The 22,064-nt window shown below is 56.5% G+C and carries 18 protein-coding genes; 14 read left to right on the top strand and 4 right to left on the bottom strand.

Annotated elements, in window-relative coordinates; genetic code table 11:
- The 7 genes from ATHL_RS00705 to ATHL_RS00735 all read left to right on the top strand — a co-directional run.
- Positions 1-423, top strand: a 423-nt coding sequence (locus tag ATHL_RS00705) for a hypothetical protein (protein WP_162787528.1), incomplete at its 5' end; no start/stop codon positions are given.
- Positions 420-1,931, top strand: a complete 1,512-nt coding sequence (locus tag ATHL_RS00710) for an ArnT family glycosyltransferase (RefSeq protein WP_062188812.1) — start codon at positions 420-422, stop codon at positions 1,929-1,931. The genes ATHL_RS00705 and ATHL_RS00710, both read left to right, overlap by 4 nt.
- The gene (locus ATHL_RS00715) at positions 1,931-3,361 is read left to right on the top strand and encodes a DUF6056 family protein (protein ID WP_062188813.1); all 1,431 of its coding nucleotides are present in this window, start codon (positions 1,931-1,933) and stop codon (positions 3,359-3,361) included. The genes ATHL_RS00710 and ATHL_RS00715 overlap by 1 nt, the downstream gene beginning before the upstream one ends.
- Before the next feature lie 7 nt (positions 3,362-3,368).
- Positions 3,369-4,136, top strand: a complete 768-nt coding sequence (locus tag ATHL_RS00720; protein ID WP_062188814.1) for a glycosyltransferase family 2 protein — start codon at positions 3,369-3,371, stop codon at positions 4,134-4,136.
- A 114-nt stretch (positions 4,137-4,250) separates the two neighbouring features.
- Complete coding sequence (locus ATHL_RS00725; RefSeq protein WP_162787529.1) at positions 4,251-4,634, top strand: YkvA family protein; 384 nt, start codon at positions 4,251-4,253, stop codon at positions 4,632-4,634.
- 94 nt (positions 4,635-4,728) lie between these two features.
- Positions 4,729-6,066, top strand: coding sequence for a PQQ-dependent sugar dehydrogenase (locus ATHL_RS00730; RefSeq protein WP_062188816.1), 1,338 nt, complete (start codon positions 4,729-4,731; stop codon positions 6,064-6,066).
- Positions 6,067-6,172: 106 nt separating this feature from the next.
- The gene (locus ATHL_RS00735; RefSeq protein WP_062188817.1) at positions 6,173-6,406 is read left to right on the top strand and encodes a hypothetical protein; all 234 of its coding nucleotides are present in this window, start codon (positions 6,173-6,175) and stop codon (positions 6,404-6,406) included.
- A 74-nt stretch (positions 6,407-6,480) separates the two neighbouring features.
- On the opposite strand, the gene ATHL_RS00740 is transcribed toward ATHL_RS00735, so the two are convergent.
- The 4 genes from ATHL_RS00740 to ATHL_RS00755 form a co-directional block, all read right to left on the bottom strand.
- Positions 6,481-7,665, bottom strand: a complete 1,185-nt coding sequence (locus ATHL_RS00740; protein ID WP_062188818.1) for a glycine C-acetyltransferase — start codon at positions 7,663-7,665, stop codon at positions 6,481-6,483.
- 146 nt (positions 7,666-7,811) lie between these two features.
- Positions 7,812-8,942, bottom strand: coding sequence for an ATP-binding protein (locus ATHL_RS00745; protein ID WP_062188819.1), 1,131 nt, complete (start codon positions 8,940-8,942; stop codon positions 7,812-7,814).
- A 60-nt stretch (positions 8,943-9,002) separates the two neighbouring features.
- Entirely contained in the window at positions 9,003-10,673 is a 1,671-nt protein-coding gene (locus ATHL_RS00750) for a hypothetical protein (RefSeq protein ID WP_062188820.1), read from the bottom strand.
- 22 nt (positions 10,674-10,695) lie between these two features.
- A complete protein-coding gene (locus ATHL_RS00755) occupies positions 10,696-11,628 on the bottom strand; it encodes a diacylglycerol/lipid kinase family protein (RefSeq protein ID WP_062188821.1) in 933 nt (310 codons plus the stop codon).
- Positions 11,629-12,014: 386 nt separating this feature from the next.
- Between ATHL_RS00755 and ATHL_RS00760 the strand changes: the two genes are divergently transcribed.
- The 7 genes from ATHL_RS00760 (at position 12,015) to ATHL_RS00790 (ending at position 22,064) form a co-directional block, all read left to right on the top strand.
- The gene (locus ATHL_RS00760; RefSeq protein ID WP_062188822.1) at positions 12,015-14,534 is read left to right on the top strand and encodes an ATP-dependent Clp protease ATP-binding subunit; all 2,520 of its coding nucleotides are present in this window, start codon (positions 12,015-12,017) and stop codon (positions 14,532-14,534) included.
- A gap of 53 nt (positions 14,535-14,587) precedes the next feature.
- Positions 14,588-15,565 carry a DNA-methyltransferase gene (locus ATHL_RS00765; RefSeq protein WP_236822306.1) on the top strand — a complete coding sequence of 326 codons (978 nt, stop codon included), beginning with the start codon at positions 14,588-14,590 and terminating at the stop codon, positions 15,563-15,565.
- Positions 15,562-16,341 carry a PmeII family type II restriction endonuclease gene (locus tag ATHL_RS00770; RefSeq protein ID WP_062188823.1) on the top strand — a complete coding sequence of 260 codons (780 nt, stop codon included), beginning with the start codon at positions 15,562-15,564 and terminating at the stop codon, positions 16,339-16,341. The genes ATHL_RS00765 and ATHL_RS00770 overlap by 4 nt, the downstream gene beginning before the upstream one ends.
- A 3-nt stretch (positions 16,342-16,344) precedes the next feature.
- Positions 16,345-17,742: a DNA repair protein RadA gene (gene radA, locus ATHL_RS00775; protein WP_062188824.1), complete on the top strand. Its 1,398-nt coding sequence runs from the start codon at positions 16,345-16,347 to the stop codon at positions 17,740-17,742.
- A 72-nt stretch (positions 17,743-17,814) separates the two neighbouring features.
- Positions 17,815-18,285, top strand: a complete 471-nt coding sequence (gene bfr / locus ATHL_RS00780) for a bacterioferritin (protein WP_062188825.1) — start codon at positions 17,815-17,817, stop codon at positions 18,283-18,285.
- A 208-nt stretch (positions 18,286-18,493) separates the two neighbouring features.
- On the top strand, positions 18,494-21,901 hold the full coding sequence (locus ATHL_RS00785; RefSeq protein WP_084001065.1) for a GAF domain-containing protein: 3,408 nt from the start codon (positions 18,494-18,496) through the stop codon (positions 21,899-21,901).
- Entirely contained in the window at positions 21,885-22,064 is a 180-nt protein-coding gene (locus ATHL_RS00790) for a hypothetical protein (RefSeq protein ID WP_062188826.1), read from the top strand. Before ATHL_RS00785 ends, ATHL_RS00790 begins: the two co-directional genes overlap by 17 nt.

The following is a 22,064-nucleotide window of genomic DNA, read 5'->3' on the forward strand; positions in this document are numbered from 1 at the left end:
CCACAGCAACGCTCAACGGGGGTGGGGGTGGTGCTCAGTGTGTTGCTTGTGGGGGGGCTGGTGCTGGCCACCTGGCTGGAATATGGTCGGCCTGGGCGGACCGGGGTGGGGCAGGTGGAGCGCGCGGCCATGATTTTACTGGAAGCCATGCAACCCGGAGATGTGGTGCTGGCGGTTGAACCAGACGATGCTCCATTATGGTTTTACCTGCTGGAAAAGGGGGCAGGGCGGGAATATTTTGAACTGAAGCGCGTTCCTGAATTGCGCCAATTCTATCTGGTGCTTGATCCATCGAAAGGGCAAACAGTGGAGGGCGTGCTCCGTGAGCGTGGGCTTGACCCGGCGCTGTGTCCATCTGCCAGTGTGCAGGCGTGGCGCACGGTGGGTACCCTTGAGATTAAACGCTGCAGGCTGGTGCCATGATGAAACGCGGTTGGAGCTGGAACCGGATGCACTGGGGGCTGGTAGTGTTGTTGCTGCTGGCAGGGTTGGCGGTGCGCCTGTACGATCTGGAAGACCCGCCGCTTGATTTTCATCCCACCCGGCAGCTTCATTCGCTGATCATGGCAAGGGGCATGTACTATCAACATGCGACGAATGTGCCTGAATGGCAGCGAGAGCGGGCAGTGCAACAGTGGCGCGCAGAGGGGGTCATTGAACCGCCGATCCTGGAGCGGGTGGTGTCCCTTATATATCAGCTGGCCGGGCGTGAAATCCCCTATGCGGCGCGGGTGGTTTCGAGCCTGTTCTGGTTAATGGGGGGGGTTGGCCTCTATGCTCTGTGCCGACAGTTCTTTTCGGTGCCAGCCAGCCTGGTGGGACTTGGCTTCTTTATCGTTTTACCGTATGCCATCTTTGCCAGTCGGGCTTTCCAGCCTGATCCGTTGATGACAGCTTTGATCGTCTGGAGCTGGTGGGCGTTTGCTCGCTGGTTATCTCAACCGGGGTGGAAGCAGACATGGCTGGCCGGTTTGCTGGGTGGAGGTGCCCTGCTGGTGAAGGGAACGGCGCTGTTCTGGGTGGTGCCTCCGTTGATCGGCGGGGTTGTGGCGCGGGGAGGCATCTGCCGATCCCTGCGCGATGCCCGGTTCTGGGTGCTGGGGGGGCTGGTGCTTCTGCCCTACGGCCTGTATACCCTCTGGGGTGTATGGGGAAACGGCTTTTTGCAGGATCAGTTCAGCCTGCGCTTCTTTCCACAATACTGGAGCGACCCGGCTTTTTACCTGCGCTGGTTTAATTTGCTCGATGCCGCCTTTGGCCTGCCCTGGCTGGGCCTGGGATTGCTTGGGATGCTCTTTTTGCCTGGCCGCCTCTCGCGCGGGCTGGGGTGGGGCGCCTGGCTGGGCTACCTGCTGCTGGGCCTGGCGCTCTCGCACCATATCGGTACGCATGATTACTACAGTCTGCCTCTGGTACCGCTGCTGGGATGGGGGCTGGCAGCGCTGGCGGAAATTATCCGCTCTGGCCTTGGCGAGGGAAGGTGGAAACTGTATCTGGCGGCAGGGGTATTGCTGGGCATGGCGGGAATGAGCCTCTGGCAGGCGCGCACGGTGCTCAAACGGGCCGATTACCGCAATGAACCGGCTTTTTGGGCCGAACTGGCCGATCGTATGGGGCGAGACGCCGGGGTGGTAGGTATCACTCAGGATTACGGGGCGCGCCTGGTATACTGGGGATGGATTACTCCGTCCAACTGGTTGACGGCTGCCGAATTTGACCTTCGGCGCAGTGCGGGGCAGACCTTTGACCTGCAGGCATGGTTTACCGAGCTGACCGCCGGAAAGCAGTTTTTCCTGGTGACCATGCCCGAAGAGCTGGACCGTCAACCTGAATTGAAAGAGCTTCTTCAACAGCATTACCCTCTCTTTGCACAGGGACCGGGCTATCTCATTTATGATCTTCGTTCCCCGAAGTCCGGTGGAGGTAAATAATGGCATTCTCTTCCCGAAAGTCCATGTCGGTAGATCTGGCGGCGGCGATGATGGGAGTGCTGGTGTTTGCCGCGGGAATCGCCTGGTTTGCTTATACAGGGACGTTTGCGCGCTACTGGGCGGATGATTACTGTTACAGCGCTGTGGCCCAGGATCATGGATTGCTGGGAAGTGTCTGGTTCTGGTATCTGGGATCGGGCAACCGATTTTCGACCATCACGCTGGTGGCGCTCAGTGAATGGTTGGGCAGCCGCGCGATTACGTTTATCCCGGCACTGGTTCTGGGGGTCTGGGTGGTGGGCTGGTGGTATTTTCTTTCGGGCCTGCTTCGCCATGCAGGCTGGGTGGGTCGGAAGCGCTGGTGGATGTTGATTGGTCTGCTGGAGGTGTATTTTTCTGCACTTCTGGCCCCTGACCGTTTGCAATCGCTCTACTGGCGGATGGGTACGCTCCATTACACCTTTCCACTGGGGTTGCTGCTCATCCATTTGGGGCTGATGCTTCGCCGGATAGAGCGCCCGCTGCCCCCCTGGTTTTTTCTGGGAAGCGGCTTCCTGGCATTTTATGCAGCAGGTTTTTCAGAGACGTTTGCTGCCCTGCAAACGGGCTTGCTTGGGTTGGGGCTGATCTGGGGCTGGCTGGAAGGCCGAAAGAGGCCTACCCTGCACCTGGCTCGCCTGATGGTAGCCGCCTGGATAGGATCGGTGCTGGCGATGGTGGTCATGTTCCTTTCTCCCTCCAACGTCTGGAGGCAGGCTGAGATGCCCCCACCGGCCAGCCTGTGGGATCTGGCGGTGTATACGGTACGCTACACGCTGGATTTTATGCGTTACTCGGTTCGCGGGCAACCTTTGCCTTTGCTGGTATTCGGAATGATGATGGGCATCATTGGCTTTCTGATGGCCAGTGAATGGAAACCCTCGATTTCTGCCAGAAAGGCTTTGCTGGGCAGCGGGCTTTCACTGGTGATCGGGTTGATTCTTCTTCTTTGCTGTGTGGCCCCCAGCGTGTATGCGGGTCTGCTCTATCCGGCTGGCCGGGCGCTCATGCCTGCCCGTTTTGTCTTTCTGGCCGGGGTGAGCGGCGCCATGATGGGGTTAGGGCTGGCTGTCTGGACTCTGGTACAGAAACCATCGTGGGGCTGGGTGCGGGGTGTGGCCGTGCTTTTTCTGCTGGCGGGATGTCTGTATCCGTTCAAAGCGTTGCCGGTGTTGCAACAGGAGACTTCGAGAATGGCCCTGAAAGCCGGGCTCTGGGATCAACGGGATGCTGAGATTCGGGCGGCGCGGGCTGCAGGAGATATGGAGGTGGTAGTGCGAGAGACGGATGTGGTGCAAAGCCTGCAGGAACTCGGCCCTGACCCGGAATTCTGGGTCAACCGCTGCGCTGCGTTGTATTATGATATAGATTCCATTACGGCGGTACGGTAGGGACGAGATGCTGGTAACCATTGTGACCCCTTCTTTCAACCAGGCGCGATTTTTAGAAGCGACCATGCGCTCGGTGCTGGAACAGGACTACCCTCAGATTGAATATATGGTGGTCGACGGTGGTTCGACGGATGGATCGGTGGAGGTCATTCAGAAATATGCCCACCGGTTGGCCTGGTGGGTCTCGGAGCCAGATCGTGGTCAGACGGATGCCATCAATAAGGGGTTTGCCCGGGCCCGGGGTGAGGTGCTGGCCTGGCTCAATTCGGATGACACCTATGAACCTGGCGCGGTACGGCGGGCAGTGGAGGCCCTGCAGGCCCATCCTCAGGCGGTGATGGTTTATGGAGAGGCCAATTATATTGATGAGGCTGGCCGGGTCATCGGTCGTTTCCCGGCGGCACAGACCGATTATCGTCGTTTGCGCCGCGGGTACGTGCATATTCCTCAGCAGGCGGCCTTCTGGCGCGCGGAAGCCTGGCGTGCGGTTGGGCCGCTAGACCCCACCTTTTATTTTGCGATGGATTATGATCTGTGGGTGCGGTTATCCATGCTGGGGGCGCTGGTTTTCGTTCCGGGGCAGGTATGGGCGAACTTCCGCCTGCACCGCGATGCCAAAACGATCGCAGCGGATGATCGTTGCTGGCCGGAAATGTTGCGTGTGCATCGCCGCCTGGGCGGGGGTGGGCTGGCGCCCATTGTGTTGAAGTATTATTTGCGCCGGCTGGTTGCGCCCTATATCCGATGGAAGCGGAGCCGGCTCTTTGAGCGCTGATGGGATGGGTTTGCCGTAGGATGTCCCCTGGACATGACCGCATGCAACATTTGCTCCCGTAGATTCGTATACCAGGATAGGATGAAAGAGGCCTGGAGAAAGGAAAAATCGAGAGTGACCCGTTCTTCGCGTCAGATCACGTCGCCGGGATTCTTTCAGGGGCTGGGAAACCGCCTGCGCCTGATCGCCCGGCTCATGGCAGACCGGCGAGTCAGCCCGCTGTTGAAATTAATTCCGGTGGCTTCGCTGGTGTATCTGGTCGTTCCGACCGACCTTTTACCGATTATCCCCCTGGACGATGCGGCGGTTCTCTGGCTGGGTTCGTATCTTTTCGTGGAATTGTGTCCGCAGGAAGTGGTGAAAGAACACTGGGATAAGATCCTGGCCGCGAGTAATGTGTTGGATCCATCCTCTGAAGCGCCTGAGACCCCACCCGCCAGCCCGGAAATCATCGATGCAGAGTTTACCGAGATCGATTCGCCGCATTCGTCCGAATGATGCTCCATTCTTTTGACAAAACTCCGCTTATACGGTAAAACAGACCGGAAAAGTACTGTTTTTAACCGTGAGTGTTTTCTCTGGAGTAAAGCGAATGCAATGGAAAATCATGCGATGGTTCCCGGTTTGGCTGGCTGGAGTGATGCTCTTCGTGGCGGCATGTTCGCCACAGCTGAAGCCGCCTGCCGACGGCGGTGTTCCTGCTTCCACATCCGGCACGGCTTATCCGGCTGCGAGCGTGCCCGGTTCGACGGCTTACCCCGTGGCCAGTGAGGCTTTTCCCACCGCCACACAAGGGCTTCCCACTGCCACACAATCTCCCACTGCCTCACCACTTGCGCCTGTGTCAGAAAATGTGACTGCCTTCCCTGATCCCCGTGCGTTCACCTGGCAGACAGTGGCTTCGGGCCTGGAGCGCCCAACCGACCTGGCGGGCGCCGGAGAAGGACGGTTACTCGTTCTGGAACAACCCGGACGGGTGCGTTTAATCGTAAATGGGGGATTACAGGCAGCCCCCTTCCTGGATATTACCGACCGGGTGGGGTCTCAGGGAAATGAGCAGGGATTGCTCGGAATTGCGCTGCACCCCCAATTTGCAGAAAATGGCTTTTTCTACCTGGACTATACCAATCGGGCCGGAGCAACGGTGATCTCACGCTTTCAGACTCTGGCGGATGGTACCCGCGCCGACCCGGCCAGCGAGAAAATTCTGCTCACCATTGATCAGCCTTACGCCAACCACAATGGAGGGTCGCTGGCGTTTGGGCCAGATGGTATGCTCTACATTGGCACAGGAGACGGCGGTTCGGCCGGAGACCCACAGGGTAACGGACAGAAGTTGACCACCCTGCTGGGGAAGCTGTTGCGCATCGATGTGAATGGAGGCGACCCCTACGCCATTCCAGCCGATAACCCCTTTGCGGATGGGCAGCAGGGAAGGAAGGAGATTTGGGCGTACGGGTTGAGAAATCCGTGGCGTTTCTCCTTCGATCGGCTGACGGGTGATTTATGGATTGCGGATGTGGGGCAGAACGCCTGGGAGGAGATCAATTTTCAGTCAGCCGGAGCGCCCGGCGGGGTGAATTACGGCTGGAATTTCCGTGAAGGGGCGCATCCATACCGCGGCGAGCCTCCCGCGGGGTTATCCTTGACCGACCCGGTGGCAGAGTATCCTCACCCGGAAGGTTGCTCGGTGACGGGTGGTTTTGTCTACCGGGGAGAGAAGCTCCCTGAGTTCTTCGGCATTTATCTGTACGGTGATTACTGCAATGGACGGGTATGGGGGTTGTTACGCCAGCCGGATGGCAGCTGGCAGAGTCAACTGCTCTTTGAGACGGGCACGTATTTGAGTTCCTTTGGAGAAGATGTTTCGGGAGAACTGTATCTGCTTGATCAGCGCAGCGGGTCGGTATTGACGCTGACGAGAAAATAGATGATTTTTGTCGTGAATGTCCGTGACCTTCGGGTCTGGTGTTTCAGAGCTGGTTTGGAGATATAATACGGTTACAGGGTGTTTCCTGAAATGTGGAGGTTGAAGGATGGCGAAGCGAGTCTGGCAGGAGATTAAGGTGTTGCATTGCGCCCATGCGGGCGGTGAGGTTGCGCTTGAAGCTGAGGTGCTGTATCCGGACGAGCATCTTCCCGATACACCACCGCGCGTGGTGGCACACCGTTGTTCGCGCGGGTTGGAATGTGGCCTGATGAAAGAGGCTTCGTGCGTATGGGCGGGAACAAACCCGAACTACGACCCGTTTGCAGAGAAACCAGCCTAGAATGGGTTTTTAGAAGATAAAAGGAGCCCCCGCCAGCTTGAGCCAGCGGGGGTTCTTTGATCCAGAGAAGCTTTTCAGGCGATGACCCCCAGTTTACGCCCAACCCGGGCGAATACCTCTAACCCCCGGTCAAGGTCGTCATGGCTGTGAGCGGCTGAGATCATAACCCGAATGCGCGCCTTGCCGCGTGGTACCGTCGGAAAGCCGATAGCCATGGCAAACACGCCTTCTTCGAATAATTCACGGCTGAACTGCTGGGCCAGGGGAGCTTCACCGAGCATGATGGGGGTGATGGGGGTGACGCTGACCCCGGTATCAAATCCGAGGGATTTCATTTCTTTCTTGAAGTATTCTGCGTTGGCCCAGAGTTGATCCACCAGCCGGGTTGATTCTTCGAGCAGGTCGATGGCGGCCAGGCAGGCGGCAGTATCGGCGGCGGTGACGGCAGAGGAGAACAGGAAAGGCCGTCCGCGCTGGCGAAGCCATTCCACCACCGGCGCGCTACCGGCCACAGCTCCGCCGACGACGCCAAAGGCTTTGGAGAAGGTACCCACTTCCACATCCACCTTCCCGTGCAGGTGGAAATGATCCACAATGCCGCGTCCCCCGTGCCCCAGCACCCCCTCGCCATGGGCGTCATCGACCATAAGCATGACGCCGTAAGCGGAGGTGATGTCGTAGATGCGGTCGAGGGGGGCTATATCTCCGTCCATGCTGAAAACCCCATCGGTGATCGCCAGGGCACGCCGGTAAGTGCCCTCGTTCTCGCGGATACGTGCTTCCAGGTCGGCGAGATCGCAATGGGCATAACGGACAATGCGCGCCCCTGAAAGACGGCATCCATCGATGATGCTGGCGTGGTTAAGTTCATCGGAGAAAATAACATCTTCCTTGCCGACCAGCGCGCTAATGGCCGCCAGGTTGGCGGTGAAACCGGATTGAAAAGTAATGGCGGCTTCGACCCCTTTGAAGGCGGCCAGCCGCTGTTCTAACTCCAGATGCAGATCGAGTGTTCCGGCGATGGTGCGCACTGCCGCCGGCCCACACCCGTATTTTTCGAGAGCTTCGCGGGCTCTGGCCACCAGCCCCGGGTGGTTGGCCATGCCGAGGTAGTTGTTGGAGCAGAAGTTGAGCACTCGCTTTCCGTCTACCGTCAGCCAGGCCCCCTGGGGTGAGCTGATGGTGCGAATGCGGTTATAAAGCCCGGCTTCTTTGAGGGCGTCAATCTCCTGGGTAATCCATGCGAGTCGATCGGTCATCATTTCCTCCATTAGGTTGAGTCTGACAGATGCATACGGATTATTTCACAGAAACTGGATTTTTACATCGGTCAAAAAGCCGCTTTCCTGCAGGGCATTCCTCACCTGCTATTTCCTGTATTCATGGTCTCTCTGATGAACAGGGCTCAGGGGAGGATGAAATCAAGGTAGTTCTCGCGTGTGATGCCCTGAAATTCTGCTTCCGGATAAGCCTTTCGCCAGACTTCGGGGGGGGTGATAGGTTTTTTGAACACCCACTTAAATTCATATCCGAAGAGTCTACCATCGCGTTCCTCGATGAGGTCAATTTCTTGCTGGTTGTATGTACGCCAGAAGAACAGATTGGCATGGATGGAGTGGTAGGTGAGGTATTTTAATCGTTCCATGAAGATAAAGTTTTCCCAGAGCAGGCCAACATCGTTCCGCTGGTCCAATCCATTAAATTGTGCGATGAGGGCATTTCGAATTCCGTTGTCTACAAAGTAAAACTTCGATTTACGGGTTATTTCCTGCCTGAGATTTCGGCTAAAGCCCGGAAGCCGGATGATCACAAATACTTTTTCAAGTAAATCCAGGTAGCGTTGAACAGTTTTCACGTCTACACCCGTCTGGGTTGCCAGTTCGGTCATGGATACTTCACTCCCTACCTGGAACGCGAGCAGTTTGAGCAGGTTCAATAAAGTGCGCGAACTTTTAATCCGATCAAATGCCAGAATGTCTTTGAGCAGATAGGAATTGGTAATTTCCATGAGGATGTCAATACGTTCCTGGCGCCGAGTGGTTAACCACACCTCAGGATAACATCCAAAAATTAAAAAATCGGAGAGATTTTCGCGTAATTCAAAGCGATTATATGCAGAGAGGAATTCTTCCTGAGAAAGGGGATAAAGAAGTAAAGTTCTTTTTCGTCCGGTGAGGGGTTCGCCAATTTGCCCCGATAGCTCAAAGGAAGAAGAGCCTGTGGCAATGACCTGGATCCCGGGCACCTGGTCTACAATAATTTTGAGAGCCTTACCAATTTGCGGAATACTTTGAGCTTCATCGATGGCGAGTAGTTCGTATCCTTCGACGTAAGCCAGAATTTCGCGAAAATCCAGAGATCCGAGAACTTGCTGGGTTCTCAGGTTGTCACCGGAGTCCAGTTTATATTTCAGCCTGATATTCTGGAGGGTTTTCTGTAACAGAGTGGTTTTCCCAACTCTACGGGGGCCATAAAGCACCAGTACTTTACCGGGCCGAAGATGTGCTTCCAATGGTTCATAAACGCGGGTGAACATGATTCTATGATATACCAGATCTTTAAATTTGCATTAATTTGTGGAGTTAGAATCCATAAATTAATGCAAATTTCGGGAGCGTGCTTCCTCGATGTGAGTATCAGTTAGAAAGCCGCTTTCCTGCAGGGCATTCCTCACCTGTTCCTGTGAACCCGGGCGTAAAAGTACGACGGTGGGTGAGAGCTCTTCGAGGATGAAACGTGAAGCGCGGGATTTTCGGAGAACCTCGAGTACCGCGGGAGAACTCACCCTGAGAATCAGGGCCGATTCAATGGCGGCCTGGGTGCCAGAAGTTTCCCAGCGTTCCAGAGCCTGCACCAGCGACGGGGGTATGGCCTGTGGCTCAAGGTAGCGGCGCAGAAGGGCAAGGAATTGCCGGGGGTGTAAGCCCTGTGCGCTGGCACGTTGAAGCCCCTCAGGGGCAACCCGATACCGGTATTCGCCGGATTTTTCTTCTCCCCACAGGCAAAAGCGGGCAAGCTGGTAACGCAAGGTGCGCGGAGCCAGGCGTGGTACAGTGATCTGGCCGGAGGAGGTTAACCGCACCCGTTCGGTTTCTTCGGGCAGGCCCTTGGGAGCCTTTCCCTGCAGAAGGGCCTCGGCCCATGAGGTGAAGCGGAAAGCGGCCGGGGGGGCATCCGGTGCAGGAGAAGCCAGATCGAGAATGCCCAGCCAGTGGAGGGGGCCGGTAATGATAAAGCGCACCAGAGCCCCGTCTACTTCGTCCCAATGCTCGAAGCCGCGCAGGTATTCCCCGCTTGTTTCGTGACGAATGAACCATGAATCGTAGTCGCCAGCCGGGCGTTGAAAATCGGGGTCCTGTTCTTGAATGGTGCGCACCAGAGAGGAGAGATTCCACCATCCATTTCCAGGATCGGGGACGCGGTTAAGCCAGTCGAGGATGGCCCGACGCGCGCGCAGCGGATCATTTTGCCAGTCACCTTCAAACTTGAGGCCTGGCAGGAGGCGCAACTCATTAAAGAGAGGAGATTCCATCCAGGAACGGGTGAGATGGGCCAGCGCTTCAGCCCGTGGAGCTTCTAAAAAAGCGCGGGTAGCATCAGCGCGGGGCAGGCCATTTTCGTCGATCAGCCCTGCCGCATTGAGTAATTGGGCCAGAATCGATGGAGAAATGGGCCAGTTCCGATTGCTCAGGTTTTCAAGGGAGAGGCCCATGCGCAAAGCGGCCAGCAGGGTCGTTGCGTGGTCAAGGATCCAGTCGCCAGTCAGAATGGGATGGGCGCACTCCAGAGGGGTAGCGGGCCGACCGGGGGGAGCTTCGCGGGTAGATGCCAGGGGGCGAATCACTTCCAGCAGGTCATCGGGAATGTAAGCGTATTCCAGCGGTTCGGGATCTTCCGGGCTGTTGAGAAAGGCGCGGCCGATGAGGGCGCGATACCAGAGCACTTCAGCTGGAGACGCCGGATGAAGATCGGGGCGCTCTTTTTCTCGGCGCGCCGGGCCAAGTTGCCGCACGGTTCCAAAACGGCGGGTGAAAAGTGCCCAGCTCATCCGCCCCTCATGTTCCAGAACGGCCTGCAGGGCCATTTGAGCCTCAGACGGCAAAGCCGAAAGAACCTCTTCTCGCCATGGGGCCTGCAGAATGCCCCGCACGAGCTGAGGCAGGGCGGTGGCCACGTCGGGGGCGGTGAGTTCAATTCCCCAGGCGGCGGCTACCATGCGCAGAAAACCAAAATCGCGCCCGCGCAGTGCATCGGATAGGGTCGGCATACCCTGATTATATGCAAAAAGGTCAGGATTTAAATCCCGGGGCGACCGCCCGAATGGCAGAAGGGAGACATTCGATTTTGAGATGGTTGACGGTGGAATGCATACCGGCGTAGATCTCTCCATCGGAATGAATGTAGAGGGGGCGGTCGGAGTTGATTTCAAGGGTGCGGAAAGACAGAGAATGCACGTAGGAGAGCTTCTCGTGGGTTCCGTTCATGAAGTAAGGCACGGTGAGCAACATGCGCCGCCGTCGAATGACGGGTACGCGCACCGAATTAAGCAGACCATCTTGCTGGCTGGCCTGCGGGGCAATATGAAAGCCACCCCCCTCACGTTTGCCGTTGCAGATCACCATCATGAGCAAAGATTCATCCCACTCTTGATGGTCGGTTCGCAGGTGGGCTTTGTAGGGGGTGTAATCGAGGATAAGTGCCTGCATCATGGCCAGGAAATACACGGCGAATCCCTGAAAGAGAGCCACCCGGCGCGATCGGATGTTGATGAGGGCGTCGAAGCCAATGCCCAGGGTGTTTGTCCAGTACTCGCTGTGCCCGCGGTTGTCTTCCACGTGAGCCACATCAATCTCGTGTACCGGCCCCTGGAATGCCTGCCGCAGGGCTTCTTCAGGAATCGATGAAATTCCCAGGCTGTAGGCAAAATCATTCCCGGTGCCCACCGGGACGATCCCTAAAATGGGGCGTTTTTCGGGGGGTAGCTGCATCAGGCCGTTGACGACCTCGTGGACGGTGCCGTCGCCGCCCATGGCGATGACCTTTTCATAACCCTCTTCTCCAGCCTGACGCGCAAGCTCAGCGGCGTGGGTAGGGTAGACGGTTCCCGTCCAATCCGCGCCGCCCAGCTCGGTGAGCAGGGGGCGCAGAGAAGAAGCGATCGGCCATGAGCGGCCAAGGTTGGCAATGGGATTGAAAATGAGTTTAACTTTTTTCCTGAGCATGGGTTATTCACAGAGTGGGGAATGGCTGTTATTATAACCCGTTCAGGAGATGATCGTCGCGGAAATTCATAGGTGATGTTAATATTCCTCGGTTACAATGCAATGCATTGGATGGTTAGATTTGGGGTCTATGGATGAGAACCTTGTATCGTCTAAACGGGTGACTCGACAAGCCCCTATAAAATGGTAGAATCAAAATGAGGTTTTTACCATGATGAGAATTTCGGGAAGCGCCCGAGCTGGAGCTATTTTCCCAGCACCTTCTGGAAGTCAAACCTGTAGAAGCGTGGGTTCCAGACGGCTTCCCTGTTCATGCCAACCCTTCAGGATCGAGCGATCTGTAGCCTGGGGGGAAAGCGTGTTGAGCGTTTAGAGGAGATTGTATTATGTCCGGAATGGAACGTTTCACTCAGCGAGCGCGTCGGGTGCTCAGCCTGGCTCACCAGGAAGCCGAGCGCCTGCGCCAGAATGCTATTGGTACCGAACATCTTTTACTGGGGCTGGTTCAGGAAGATGGTGGGATTGCCGGACGTGTGCTGCGTGAGCTGGGCCTGGAACCTGATCGAGTGCGAGAGATGGTTGAGAAGTTGAGCGGTTACGGGCAGTATCGCGGAGGCAAAATTGATTTATCACCTGGCACCCAGCAGGTACTGGAATATGCCATTGAGGAAGCCCGGCGCATGGGGCATCATTACATCGGCACCGAGCACCTTTTACTCGGGCTGGTGCGTTCAACCGATGGCCTGGGGATGGAAGTATTGCGAAAGCTGGGCGTCACTGCCGAGCAGATTCGGCGACAGACACGGCGAATTTTGCAGGAAAGTAGTACAACGCCGGGCGGCACAGGCACGGCTACCGGAACGGCTTCGCCGGGCCGTACCGCGTCTTCACGGTCGACTCAGGAAAAGCCCAAGACCCCGCTTGTAGATCAGCTTGCGGTTGATTTGACGGCCAAAGCCGAAGAAGGCAAACTTGACCCCGTCATCGGACGGCAGATGGAAATTGAACGGGTGATCCAGATCCTGGCACGTCGCTCGAAGAACAACCCTGCGCTGATCGGTGAGCCCGGGGTGGGCAAGACGGCCATTGTGGAAGGCCTGGCTCAACGCATCGTGGAAGGAGAAGTGCCCGCCCTGCTGCTGGGTAAACGCGTGCTGCAGCTGGATGTGGGTTCTCTGGTGGCCGGAACGATGTACCGCGGGCAGTTCGAGGAGCGCCTCAAGCGGGTGATTGATGAGCTGAAAAGCTCCGGGGCGATCCTCTTCATCGATGAGGTGCACATGCTGGTGGGGGCCGGGGCGGCTGGCTCTTCGGTGGATGCGGCGAACATTCTCAAACCGGCGCTCTCGCGCGGCGAATTGCAGGTGATCGGCGCGACCACGCTGGATGAGTACCGCAAGCACATTGAGTCCGATGCCGCTCTCGAACGGCGCTTCCAGCCGATTATCGTCAACGAACCCTCGATTGAGGAAACCATTGAAATTCTGCGCGGGATCAAATCGGCTTATGAGGAGCATCACCGTCTGATCATCACTGAAGAAGCGTTAGAGGCCGCGGCGCGCCTTTCGGCGCGGTATGTGAACGACCGCTTCCTGCCAGACAAGGCGATTGATCTGGTGGATGAGGCGGCATCGCGGGTGCGGATGTATAAGAGCCCTGCGGCCACCACCGCGCGTGACCTGATGCGGAAATTACGCGAAGTGCGGCAAAACCGCTCGCTGGCGGTAGAGGACGGGCGGAATGATGACGCCCAGGAACTGCTGGAGCTGGAAGCCGAGCTGGAAGAACAGCTTGAACGCCTGCGCACCGGGTGGGATCGGTCGAGCAGCCCGGTGGTGACCCCGGATGACATTGCTGAGGTGGTCAATATGTGGACGGGCGTTCCCGTGATGCAGATGGCAACCGAGGAATCGGAGCGCCTGTTGCACATGGAAGAGGAATTACGCAAGCATATCATCGGGCAGGACGAAGCCATCGAGGCGATTGCCAAAGCGGTGCGCCGCGCGCGGGCCGGGTTGAAAGACCCGCGCCGCCCGATCGGTTCATTCATCTTCCTTGGCCCCACAGGGGTAGGAAAGACGGAGCTCACCAAGGCGCTGGCACGCTTTATGTTCGGCAGTGAAGAGGCGCTGATCCAGCTGGATATGTCGGAATTCATGGAGCGTCACACGGTCAGCCGTCTGGTGGGTGCGCCCCCCGGGTACGTGGGTTATGAAGAGGCTGGTCAGCTCACGGAAGCTATCCGCCGCCGACCGTACTCGATTGTCGTCTTTGATGAGATCGAAAAGGCGCATCCTGAGGCCCACAACATGCTCCTGCAGATTATGGAAGAAGGCCATCTCTCGGATGCCAAGGGGCATAAGGTGGATTTCCGCAATGCCATCATTATCATGACTTCCAACATCGGCGCGGATATGATCAAACGGCAGACCTCCCTGGGGTTCCAGCTGGTGCGCGATGAAGAGCGTGAAGAAAAGATGGCCTATGAAGAGATGCGCAAGAAGTTGCTGGATTCATTGAAACGCGTCTTCCGGCCTGAATTTATCAACCGGCTCGATTCGGTGATCGTCTTCCGCTCCCTGGGCCGCGAGGATATCCGGCAGATTGTAAGCATTGAGTTGAACAAGGTAGCTGAACGCCTGGCCGATACACAGATCCGCCTGAGCGCTACCGATGCGGCGCTGGACCAGCTGGCCGAAGAAGGGTACGACCCCGAAATGGGCGCCCGTCCGCTGCGCCGGGTGATTCAATATAAGATTGAAGACCGCCTTTCGGATGCCGTGCTGGCGAAAGAGTTCAACACAGGCGACGAGGTGGTGGTGGATGTAGACCCGGAGACCGGAGAGCTGGTCTTGAGGAAGAAAGAAGAAGCCCCACTTGAGGCTGAACCGGAAAAAACGTTCTAAAAGAGGGCGGGGAAACCCGCCCTCTTTCTTTGCAGGTGAAGTAAAATGAAAGTATGGAAGAAATCAAGGATTCTGGATACGAGCCCGAAGAGATGAATGAGGCAGCCCGCGAGCCCAGAGGGGGAGGAACGCCATCCCTGTTGCCTCTTCCATTCACCGGAGAATCCTCCCTTGAAAAAACGGGGCCGTTATCTGCGTGGCTGGATCAGATTATTTGTGGCGACTGCCTGGAGGTATTAAAGCAAATCCCGGATGAAAGTATTGATTTAATCGTAACTTCTCCTCCCTATGCTGATCAAAGGGCTTCCACTTACGGAGGAATTAAGCCAGATGCGTATGTGGCGTGGTTTTTACCCCGTTCGGCGGAGTTTCTCCGTATTCTAAAACCCAGCGGTTCGTTCGTTCTGAACATCAAAGAAAGGGTGGTGAATGGCGAGCGGCATACCTATGTGTTGGAATTGATCCTGGAGATGCGGCGGCAGGGTTGGCTCTGGACGGAAGAGTATATGTGGCACAAAAAAAATTCCCACCCGGGCAAGTGGCCAAATCGCTTCAGAGATAACTGGGAGCGATTGTTGCACTTCACCCGCACCAGACGGTTCTATATGAATCAAGAGGCGGTGATGGTGCCCGTGGGTGACTGGGCTCAGACCCGGTTGAAAAACCTTTCAGAAACCGACATGCGCCGGGATAATTCGCGGGTAGGGAGTGGATTCGGAAAAAGAATCGCAAACTGGGTGGGTCGAGAGATGGTCTACCCATCGAATGTATTGTATATGCCCACCGAATGTTATAACCGAAAACACAGCGCCACTTTCCCGGTTGCTCTACCGGAGTGGTTCATCAAGCTTTTTACCCGCCCCGGAGATGTAGTTCTTGATCCCTTCAATGGCAGCGGAACGACCTGTGTGGCGGCCCAACGATTGGATCGTCATTATATTGGGATCGATATTAATCAGGAATATTGTGAGGTCGCACTCGAAAGACTCGCCCTTGAGAAAAAGAAAAATGGAAAGAATGGCAGCCGATGACCACGCCGAAAGATACCCCTTCCCTTGATCTTCATTTACTCAATGAGTTTGTCAATGAACATATCCAGAGCTTTCATGTTCGCAGGCTCGAACGATTGTCTCAGCTCACATTGAAGGACTTAATTCAGAAAAACCCTTATTTATTTCGGGCTAAAAATGTGAACAGGGCATCTGAGCTGATCGAGCAGACTATGGCGGCTTTTTTAAGTTCAAGTGAGGAAAAGATCTTTGGCGATTTTTTAGAGAGCCTGGCGCTCTTTGTTGCTCAACAGAGCAGTATTGATGCTCATAAATCGGCGACCTCTGGTTTGGATCTCGAATTCTCAAAAAATGGGGTTTATTACGTGGTTTCTATAAAATCTGGCCCCAATTGGGGGAACTCCAGTCAACATAGTAAACTGGAAGATGATTTTAGAAAAGCGCAGATTCGCTTGCGTCAGGCAAGCGTTAAACTTAATGTGGTACCTGTGCTGGGCATTTGTTATGGAAAATCGAGGTCAGTGTGGACAAAAGGCGGGTACTTAAAGCTTGTTGGGCAGAATTTTTGGGCGCTGATCAGCGGCGAAAAAGATTTTTACATCCAAATTGTCGAACCGGTAGGGTATCGAGCGAAAGAACATAATGAAAGGTACCTGCTTGAAAAAGACCGAATTGCGAACAAACTGACGAAGGATTTTATTGAACATTTCTGTGACGAGCGCGGCCAGATTGACTGGGTGAAACTGGTGCAGGCCAACAGCGGTGGTTACGATCTGGAGCAGATTCTTTCGGGGTGAGGCGTGGCAAAACTACAGACCCGTTACGTATGCCAGAATTGCGGCAAGGTTGCTCCCAGGGCGATGGGTCGCTGCCCGCAGTGTGGCAGCTGGAACAGCATGGTTGAAGAGGTTGTGGCGCCTCCTCCCACGGGGACGCGCCTGGCAGAACCCGGCGGTCGGCCAGGGCTGGGTGGAGGTAATTTACCGCGGCGGATGCGTGAAATTGAGGGAGATAGCGAAAGCCGCCTCGCCGTGCCGATGGGCGAGTTTGCCCGGGTGCTGGGGGGAGGAATCGTTCCTGGCTCGATGGTGCTGGTGGGAGGCGACCCGGGGATCGGCAAATCGACCTTGATGTTGCAGATCGCGCTGGAGATGGCCCTCCACAGCCGGGTGCTTTATGTTTCGGGGGAGGAATCGGAACGGCAGATCAAAATGCGTGCCCTGCGCTTGCGCGATGAATCCGGCCTGCCAGATGAGCTGTTCCTGGTCACGGAAACGAATCTGGAGACCATTCTTGAGCACACCCGGGCAGTTCAGCCTGCATTGCTGGTTGTGGATTCCATTCAGACGGTGTACCTGCCAGGGATGGACTCTGCGGCGGGGTCTGTCTCACAGGTGCGTGAATGCTCCAGCCGCCTGCGCGACCTGGCCAAGGCTTCGGGTATTTCGGTCTTTGTCATCGGGCATGTGACCAAAGAAGGGATCATTGCCGGGCCGCGGGTGCTGGAGCATATTGTAGATACAGTGCTTTACCTGGAGGGAGATCGTTTTCAATCCTACCGGTTGCTGCGGTCGGTCAAGAACCGTTTTGGGGCCACCAGCGAGGTGGGGGTTTTTGAAATGCGCGAGCAGGGAATGATCGAGGTGACCAATCCTTCTGAGGCTTTCCTGGCTGAGCGCATGGTGAATGTGGCAGGCTCGGCGATTGCTGTGACCATGGAAGGTACGCGTCCGCTTCTGGTGGAAGTTCAGGGGCTGACCAGCCCTACCAGCCTGGGCAACCCCCGCCGCACGCCGAATGGTATTGATATTAACCGTCTGTTGATCATCACGGCTGTGCTTACCCGGCGGGTAGGGGTACGCCTTTCGGAGCAGGATGTTTTCGTGAATGTGGTGGGTGGCCTGCGCATTACGGAACCTGCGGCTGACCTGGCGGTGGCGGCGGCGATCGCTTCATCGATGAAAGATGCTCCCGTGCGAGCTGACACAGTGTTGATCGGTGAGGTGGGGCTTTCGGGAGAATTGCGCATGGTGGGGCAGATGGGGGCGCGTTTGAATGAGGCGCAAAAACTGGGTTTCAGGCAGGCCATTGTCCCGCGGCGGGTGCGGCGTGGAGCCGAACCCTGGCCAGATGGATTGCAGATCAGCGAGGCGCGTTCGCTACGTGAAGCACTGGCGCTGGCACTTTTACAGGAATAAGCGAGGGAATGACCCTGGCCTGGTGTCGGGGAGAGCGATTCGGGTTTTCTACTTTGCACAGGAGGTGATCTCATGAAAGGAAATGAAGCAATACTTGAAACTCTCAACGCGTTGCTGGCCGATGAATTAACCGCCATCAACCAGTACATTCTGCATTCTGAAATGTGTGCCAACTGGGGTTACGAACGCCTGCACCAGGCCATCGAGAAGCGTGCTATTGACGAGATGAAGCACGCCGAGAAGCTCATCGGGCGCATTCTCTTCCTGGAGGGACGCCCGGTGGTCAACCAGCTTAAAGCGATGCACATCGGGGGAGACGTGGCAGAGCAATTCCAGAAGGATGTAGAATCGGAATATGGGGCGATTCGGGCCTACAACGAGGGTATCCGTCAGGCGGTGGCCCTGGGCGATAACGGCACACGTGACCTGCTGGAAGAGATTCTTGAAGATGAAGAAGCCCACACTGACTGGCTGGAAGCCCAGCTTGATCAGGTGAAACAGATGAGCCTGCAGCATTACCTGGCACAGCAAATCAAGAGCTGAGCAATCGTGAGACGATAATCCCGTTTTGAGCTGCACCCCGGAGAGAAAACCTGCTCCGGGGTGCAGTGTAATTCTCTACAATTTTGTTAACGCGGGCCTCACCGGTCAACCGGTATAATGGAAATAATCCAGGCGAGAGGAGAGGTTCTGCTTTTGTATGGCGTTGATCCAGGAAATCGGGCAGAGGAAGGGGTAACCACAAACCGGTATGGCGCTGAATGCAAACACCCCTGGTGACCTCTCCAGAGAATTGCAGGTATTGCATGGCATTGCCAGGGCGGCTTATGAATCACAGAGCGAAGATGAGCTTTTCGAGCGGGTTACTGCGTTAATCGCTGAAACCCTCTACCCGCACCAGTTCGGGGTCTTGCTCCTTAACCCTGAAACCCGGCATCTTGTCTTTCACCCTTCCTACCGCGGCCTTTCGGAGAAATTCCTCAGCATGCAAATTCCCCTGGGCCAGGGAGTGACCGGAACGGTGGCCCTCACGGGGGAACCCATGAACGTGCCGGACGTCTCACGTTCGGAGATCTTTTTAGAGTATGAGCCCAATACCGGTTCGGAGTTGTGTGTGCCCCTGAAGGTGCGTGGAGAAGTAGTGGGGGTCATTGATGCCGAGAGTGCTCTTCGGGCGGCGTTTCGGGAAGAAGACGAGAGGTTGATGGTGACCCTGGCGCATCAGCTGGGGATGGCGCTGGAACGGCTGCGCTCTGAGCGGGACCTGCGTCGGCGGGTGGCCCAGCTGAATGCACTGCAGGAAGCCAGCCGGCAAATTGCCATGGCCAGCCTGGACGCCGAGACCGTTTACGCCACCATCCATCGGGTGATTGCCAGTCTGATGCCTTTTGATGCGCTCGCCATCACCCTCTGGCGGCCAGAGCAAAAGGAGATCGAGGCCGTTTATCTCTTTGATGATGGGCAGCGCTTCCCGCCCGTTCGGCATAGCGATGAAACAGGCTGGTCGGCTTACGTGTTGCGGACGGGAGTGTCTTTGCGGATCGGGGATTTTTTCAGGGAGCAAAAGATTGCTCCAGCCCCGGTCCATTTTGGCAGTCAACGGCGTACCCGTTCGGTGCTGGCGGTTCCCCTCAGGCGCAGCAGCCGGCCGATGGGTGTGCTTCTGGTGCAAAGTTACACCCCGAACCGTTATACCCAGGAAGACCTGGAAATGCTGGAAATGGTTTCCGGTTACGTTGGGGTGGCGGTAGAGAACAGCCTGCTCTATGAAGAGGCCGCCCGTCAGGCGCTTACTTTTGCCAACAGTTTCGATGCCATCATTCTTACGGACGGCCAGTCGCGAATTATCGATTGGAACCCCGCCGCTGAGCGCATGTTTGGTTACAGGCGGCACGAAGTCCTCGGAAAGCCAGTCTGGGAGGTGACCCAGCCCCCGGAAGAACAGCAACCGGTGCAAAATCGTATTTTCCGGGCGATGGAAGAGAACGGCCGGTGGGATGGCGAAGTGCCTATTTGCCGAAAAGATGGTTCCAGGGGTGTGGTAGACCTGGTAGTTCTGCCCGTCTACGGGGCGAATGGAGAATTAATCGCTACCATTGGGGTAAACCGAGATGTGACCCATCTCCGGCAAACGGAGCGCGCGTTACGCAGTATCGAGGTGCGGCTGGGGGCCATCGTTGAACAGGCGGCTGAATCGATCATCCTCGCCGACACCCGGGGGCGGGTGGTCTATGTGAACCCCTGTTTTGAGGAGACGACCGGGTTCCCTAAAGCGGAAGTGCTTGGAAAGAGTGTGCGCCATCTGATGAGCGACTATCATGACTGGAGCTTCTATAAAGAGCTTCTGCGCACGGTAGCGGGTGGGCATTCCTGGTCGGGGATGCTGGTGAGCCAGCGCAAGGATGGTACCTACCTCTACGAGAATGTGACGGTCTTCCCCATTAAAGATGAACGGGGGGTAGCTGTCAATTATGCTGCCTTGAAGCGCGATATTACGGCGGAGATCCAGCGCGAGCGAGAGATGCAGGCCATTCAGACGGTTTCAACGGCCCTGCGGAAGGCCGTCAACCGGAGTGAAATGCTCCCCATCATCCTCGATCAGCTGATGGCTCTGCTCAATGCCCGGGGAGCCCTGATTGCCATGCTGGACGGGGAAACCAATTCTCTCAGAGTAGAGATAGGGCGGGGGGTTTTCAGCATCTCTGAAGAATCTTATGTGCCGCCGGGCAAAGGGGTTACGGGGTTGATTTTTACCCGCTCGGCCCCTTTTCAGACAGATGATATTGAAAAAGAAGCGGATTATCGCCCTCTGGATGAACGTTTGCCGGAGAAGGGTATTCGGGCAGTCATCGGGGCACCCCTGGTGGCACAGGGAGAGACGATGGGGGTGCTGTGGGTGGGGCGCGAGCGCCCGTTTTTGAGCGAAGAGTTCCGGGTGCTGCAGGCTGTAGCCGATATGAGCGCCAATGCGATGCACCGTGCCAGCCTGCATGAACGTACACTGCGGTATGCTGAACAAACCGTGGCCATTACCGCGGCCGGCCGGGTGATGAGCGAGACCCTGGATCGCACGGAAATTTATTCTCACCTTTCCCGTTCGATCCAGGCCCTGTTGGGTGGGATGAATGCGCTGGCCATATACCGCCTGGAAAACGATTCCGAATACTGTTCCTGTGTGTATATTTGTTGTAATGGCGAGGTGATAGAAGCTGAGAAGCTCTCGAGCCTGTCGCTGGTGGATGTTCACACCCCGCCGCTGGATGAGCTTTTCCGGGAGCATCGCCCGTACATTTTGCGTGAGCCATGGCCCGTGTTTGCCGAGATTGAAGCGCTGGTATGCAGTGCGCCGGAAAAAACTTCCAACGTGCTTGTTCCGATGGTAGCCCGCGGCAGGGTGATAGGCTTCCTGTATATCTTAAGCCTGGTCACAGAACGCTTCAGCACCGAAGAAATGGATTTGCTTTCTCTGGTGGGGAGCACAGCCGCCACTGCCATTGAAAATGCCGAACTTTACCACGGCCTGCAGCGCACCAATCGTGAGCTTCTTGAGGCGTACGACAGCACCATCGAGGGATGGTCACGCGCACTTGATCTGCGCGACCGTGAGACAGAATCGCATACACAACGGGTGACCGAACTGACCCTGCGTGTGGCGCGGAGATTTGGGTTTTCGGAAGAACAGCTGGGGCATATCCGCCGCGGCGCTTTGTTACACGATATCGGTAAAATGGGCGTTCCTGATCGCATCCTTCATAAGCCCGAACCGCTGACCCCTGAGGAATGGATGGTGATGCGCATGCATCCGGTGTATGCCTATGAAATGCTCTCGCCGATTGCCTATCTGCGTCCGGCATTGAGTATTCCATACTGCCACCATGAATGGTGGAACGGCGCGGGTTACCCGCGCGGGTTGAAGGGAGAGGAGATACCGCTGGAGGCGCGCATCTTTGCTGTGGTGGATGTGTATGATGCGCTGACCTCTTCCCGACCCTACCGCCCTGCCTGGCCGCGCACTCAGGCATTGCGGCACATTCTGGCCGAAACCGGCACACATTTCGATCCGCGCGTGGTGGAAGAGTTCATGCGGGTTGTCCCCTCCACTTTCCCGCTTGACCAGATGCAGCTTACCGGAGAAAAATCCCATGGATCAGATGCCTGAAGATGACTACAACGAACGACCACTCACAGCCTGCCCGGTTTGTTCTGCCGAGGTTGATTTAAGCTGGGCGGAGGTCGGAGAGAGGGTAGTGTGTACGGTGTGTGGGGCAGGGATGCTGGTGGTCTCTCTTGAGCCGCCCGAGGTTGAAGCCGAAGAAGAATAA

The organism is Anaerolinea thermolimosa (assembly GCF_001050195.2).
Lineage (GTDB): Bacteria > Chloroflexota > Anaerolineae > Anaerolineales > Anaerolineaceae > Anaerolinea > Anaerolinea thermolimosa.

Coding starts and splice junctions, on each gene's coding strand:
- ATHL_RS00710 (WP_062188812.1), top strand. CDS start 420: ATGATGAAACGCGGTTGGAGCTGGAACCGGATGCACTGGGGGCTGGTA.
- ATHL_RS00715 (WP_062188813.1), top strand. CDS start 1,931: ATGGCATTCTCTTCCCGAAAGTCCATGTCGGTAGATCTGGCGGCGGCG.
- ATHL_RS00720 (WP_062188814.1), top strand. CDS start 3,369: ATGCTGGTAACCATTGTGACCCCTTCTTTCAACCAGGCGCGATTTTTA.
- ATHL_RS00730 (WP_062188816.1), top strand. CDS start 4,729: ATGCAATGGAAAATCATGCGATGGTTCCCGGTTTGGCTGGCTGGAGTG.
- ATHL_RS00735 (WP_062188817.1), top strand. CDS start 6,173: ATGGCGAAGCGAGTCTGGCAGGAGATTAAGGTGTTGCATTGCGCCCAT.
- ATHL_RS00740 (WP_062188818.1), bottom strand. CDS start 7,665: ATGACCGATCGACTCGCATGGATTACCCAGGAGATTGACGCCCTCAAA.
- ATHL_RS00745 (WP_062188819.1), bottom strand. CDS start 8,942: ATGTTCACCCGCGTTTATGAACCATTGGAAGCACATCTTCGGCCCGGT.
- ATHL_RS00750 (WP_062188820.1), bottom strand. CDS start 10,673: ATGCCGACCCTATCCGATGCACTGCGCGGGCGCGATTTTGGTTTTCTG.
- ATHL_RS00755 (WP_062188821.1), bottom strand. CDS start 11,628: ATGCTCAGGAAAAAAGTTAAACTCATTTTCAATCCCATTGCCAACCTT.
- ATHL_RS00760 (WP_062188822.1), top strand. CDS start 12,015: ATGTCCGGAATGGAACGTTTCACTCAGCGAGCGCGTCGGGTGCTCAGC.
- ATHL_RS00765 (WP_236822306.1), top strand. CDS start 14,588: ATGGAAGAAATCAAGGATTCTGGATACGAGCCCGAAGAGATGAATGAG.
- ATHL_RS00770 (WP_062188823.1), top strand. CDS start 15,562: ATGACCACGCCGAAAGATACCCCTTCCCTTGATCTTCATTTACTCAAT.
- bfr (WP_062188825.1), top strand. CDS start 17,815: ATGAAAGGAAATGAAGCAATACTTGAAACTCTCAACGCGTTGCTGGCC.
- ATHL_RS00785 (WP_084001065.1), top strand. CDS start 18,494: ATGGCGCTGAATGCAAACACCCCTGGTGACCTCTCCAGAGAATTGCAG.
- ATHL_RS00790 (WP_062188826.1), top strand. CDS start 21,885: ATGGATCAGATGCCTGAAGATGACTACAACGAACGACCACTCACAGCC.